Annotated in this window: 7 protein-coding genes; all 7 read right to left on the bottom strand. The window is 43.7% G+C overall.

Going from position 1 to position 3,383, the window contains the following annotated elements:
* Positions 1 to 457 (bottom strand): hypothetical protein (locus HMPREF2981_RS02945; protein ID WP_070660695.1); only part of this gene is annotated, 457 nt, incomplete at its 3' end.
* Positions 458 to 503: 46 nt separating this feature from the next.
* The gene (locus HMPREF2981_RS02940; protein ID WP_070660692.1) at positions 504 to 1,190 is read right to left on the bottom strand and encodes a hypothetical protein; all 687 of its coding nucleotides are present in this window, start codon (positions 1,188 to 1,190) and stop codon (positions 504 to 506) included.
* Positions 1,191 to 1,208: 18 nt separating this feature from the next.
* Positions 1,209 to 1,409 (bottom strand): ribonuclease domain-containing protein, encoded by a 201-nt coding sequence (locus HMPREF2981_RS10550; RefSeq protein WP_246825228.1) that lies wholly within the window; start codon positions 1,407 to 1,409, stop codon positions 1,209 to 1,211.
* A gap of 66 nt (positions 1,410 to 1,475) precedes the next feature.
* The gene (locus HMPREF2981_RS02935) at positions 1,476 to 2,042 is read right to left on the bottom strand and encodes a hypothetical protein (protein ID WP_070660689.1); all 567 of its coding nucleotides are present in this window, start codon (positions 2,040 to 2,042) and stop codon (positions 1,476 to 1,478) included.
* Between the two features lies 1 nt (position 2,043).
* A complete protein-coding gene (locus HMPREF2981_RS11240; protein WP_371326215.1) occupies positions 2,044 to 2,208 on the bottom strand; it encodes a ribonuclease domain-containing protein in 165 nt (54 codons plus the stop codon).
* 23 nt (positions 2,209 to 2,231) lie between these two features.
* The gene (locus HMPREF2981_RS02930) at positions 2,232 to 2,885 is read right to left on the bottom strand and encodes a hypothetical protein (RefSeq protein WP_070660687.1); all 654 of its coding nucleotides are present in this window, start codon (positions 2,883 to 2,885) and stop codon (positions 2,232 to 2,234) included.
* Positions 2,886 to 2,928: 43 nt separating this feature from the next.
* Positions 2,929 to 3,383: hypothetical protein (locus tag HMPREF2981_RS02925; protein WP_070660684.1), on the bottom strand; the 455-nt coding region annotated here is incomplete at its 5' end.

The following is a 3,383-nucleotide window of genomic DNA, read 5'->3' as shown; positions in this document are numbered from 1 at the left end:
TCGACACCTCAAGCCCATACCCAAAAAGAACCTCATACCCTTCATGACCGGCAGGCCGCATAGGGTAATGAAGCTGCATCGAATCAATGAGACGTACTACATAGTTCGCATAACTATCAGCCCCCAGATAATCGGCCATCTTTAGAACATCTTCAAAATGTTTAAGATAAACAAACAGTCCTTGGCGCATATCTAGCCAGTCGATTTCAGTAGCAAGTTCTTCAGCCCAGTATGAGTCAAATTCACCACTAATTTCATTCTCCCAATCAAGTCGGATCGCTTCCATAAGTCGATACCCAAAATCCCTAGTACCTTGCACTCCTGCGCAATCGACCTCCACAACGCACCATCCTTCTTTCTCGAGGTAAGGGCGCATATAATCTTCCCAGTATCGATCTTCTGCAAGAAACAAGGGCGCGATGAATGTTTTAGAAGACCCTGCTTGTCTATAAGCCATTTTCTACCTCTTTTGGAGTGCAACTCGACGAGAAAACTAACTTGTATTATTCAGAAGAACCCTCCTCACCACTGCCGCCGGTATAGGATGTGCTCTCAGGGTACGCATCAGGGTCAGTCACCCAGATACCATTCTCATCATACCGAGGATCGGGAAAACCATTAGGGAAGTATTTCTTCTTCCGCTCTTCCTGTTGAGACCAAGGGTATTCAGTATCAGGGCCAGCAAAGATTATTTCGTGACCTTCAAAATACTCCTCGACGCGAGGAAGGGAATCTTTCGACACCTCAAGCCCATACCCAAAAAGAACCTCGTATTCGTCATCACGCCACATAGGGCGCCGTGGGTAGTAAGCATTCATAATGTAAAGGATATCCACACTATACCTAGCATAACCCTCCATGTTTAAACCGTCAGCCATAGATAGAACATCTTCAAAGTTTTTATAGTAGACAAACAATCCTTGACGCATATCAAGCCAATCGATATCCTCTGCATATTCTTCAGCCCATTTCAAATCAAATTTATGCGGGAATGAACTCCAATCAAAACTTATAGCATTCATAAAACGAATAGCAAAATCATAGGCATCCACAACCCCTGCGCAATCAACTATAACAACATGCCACCCCTCCTGACGCAGAGAAGGAAGCATATAGTTTTCCCAATAATTATTATCTTGTATAAAAACAGGGATACTAAACGGTTTAGAATATAAAGCCTCATAAGGCATATTCGCTTCCTTTCAAAATTAATCAACAAGGCGGACAAAAGTTAAGTAGTGATCTGGCGAATAGTAAATATTTCCATTGCTTCCTGCTACGATACGATGCGTTCCCCGATTAAGTCCTGGTTTACCATTTTCTTTGATGATATACTCTGGTGGTTTTGCATCATATTCAGTATATGTAATAAAATTACCATAGGAATACAAGCCAGCAGGGCTGCCCACAGGCGACACCAATCAATCATAGACAACCCTGCCTTTTCTTATATATAGGTTATTGATTCTAATCCTTTACTCTGGCAAATGCGGATACTCATCTGCGAAAGGCCCCAGTGCCTCCGCACTCTCAAGCTCAGGATGCTCAGGATCAAACCTATCCACAACCACCACATGCCCCCGGAAAAACTCCCGCACCAGCGGAAGATTCTTCTCAGAACATTCAAAACCATAAATAAACTTAAGACCTTCATCTCCATCGCGAAGACGCTCCCAGCGATAACGATCCTGCATACGTGCAATATGCTGGTATAAGGTATCCGCTTCTACCGGGCTACTGCGGATTAAACCATCAAAGTCAGAAACATAAACAAAAAGCCCTTGCGACAGGTCCTTCCATTGATCAATTTCTTCAACAAAATCAAGTGTCCACCACGCACCTTCATCTGGCAAAGGCCAAGGACAATCAATAGCACGAATAACTTCCGCCTCTAGACTAGGCGAGTCAGAGATATTGGAACTTATAAAATTTACGATTTTCCAGCCTGCTTTCACAAGAGAGCTAACACGCTCCCGCAAAATATGGGACTCTTTAATATATATAACTGGAATAAATCCCCAGACCTCATCAACTTTTTCCACGCTAACTCCTCCTTAATAATACAAAATCTTTATAATGGTTGGGGGTGTAGTAGATGTCGCCATTACTACCTACTACTAAACGTTCTGTATCTCGTCTTCCTCTAATCCATGGTTCATTGCGGATAATGTATCCAGAATCACGAACATCAAGCTCATAATATTGAATACTGAGGTTTGTTCGGATGTACTTTACCCATTACTGCCGCCGGTATAGGTGGTACTTTCTGGGTACTCATCAGGATCATTAATCCAATCCGTACCATCCTCATACAACGGGTCAGGAAAACCATTCGGGAAGAAAAACTTCTTATACTCCTCCATACTTGACCAAGGATATTCAACCCCATCAGCAGCAATCACCACCCTGTTGACAAAGAACTCTTCCACCCGAGACAAACTCTCTTGCGAAAGTTCGAATCCCCACCCAAATAACACTTTGTACAGCCCACTACCATGAATTGGACGAATACTGTAGTACGTATCCATCTCTTCAAGAATATTCACACATGCACTTATATCATCATCAGCCATAGTAAAAAGCTGCTCAAAATTCTTATACAAAACGAAAAGCCCCTGCCGCATATCCCTATCCCTAATCAAACATGCCTCTTCAGCAGCCCAACGCATATTAAAACCTTCAGGAAAACTGTAGGTGGGGTCGATAGTTTTAACGAACCGCTTGGCGAAGTCCATATACGATATCACCCCAGCACAATCAACAGTAATGACAGCCCACCCCTCCGCCTCCAGATAGGGCAGCATATGATTCTCCCAGTATCCGTCCTCACGGATAAACAAAGGGGCAATGAATTCCTCAGCAGACCGTTCTTGTTGATAAGGCATGTTTCTCTCTAAAACACAGACAGGCAAAGGAGCCTAACGATGTTTACTCAGATGAACTTTCTCCCTCACGACCGCCGGTATAGGTGGTGCTCTCAGGGTACTCATCAGGATCATTAATCCAGTCATCTCCATCTTCATAAAGAGGATCCGGAAAACCATTCGGGAAGAAAAACTTCTTATTTTTTTCCATTCCTGACCAAGGATACTTGGCCCCGTCAGCAGCAATCACGATGCTATCGTTGAAAAACTCTTTCACCCGCGGCAAGCTTTCCTGTGAAATATCAAACCCATACCCAACCATGACTTGATATAGCCCGCTGCCGTGTAATTGGCGAGTGGCGTAATATACTTCCATTTCTTCCAGAATATTTACGCATGCTGTAACAGCCTTATCATCCATCACGAAGAGGTCATCAAAATTCTTGTACAGCACAAAGAGTCCTTGACGCATATCAAACCAGTTAATCAGGCAGGCATCTTCGGACGCCCAGCGCAGGT

Origin of the sequence: Rothia sp. HMSC069C01 (assembly GCF_001814655.1) — a bacterium.
Classification (GTDB): domain Bacteria; phylum Actinomycetota; class Actinomycetes; order Actinomycetales; family Micrococcaceae; genus Rothia; species Rothia dentocariosa.
This window is presented reverse-complemented; position numbering and strand designations above follow the sequence as displayed.

Excerpts from the sequence above, each read along its gene's own strand:
- HMPREF2981_RS02940 (WP_070660692.1), bottom strand. The coding sequence starts at position 1,190 with ATGCCTTATGAGGCTTTATATTCTAAACCGTTTAGTATCCCTGTTTTT.
- HMPREF2981_RS02930 (WP_070660687.1), bottom strand. The coding sequence starts at position 2,885 with ATGCCTTATCAACAAGAACGGTCTGCTGAGGAATTCATTGCCCCTTTG.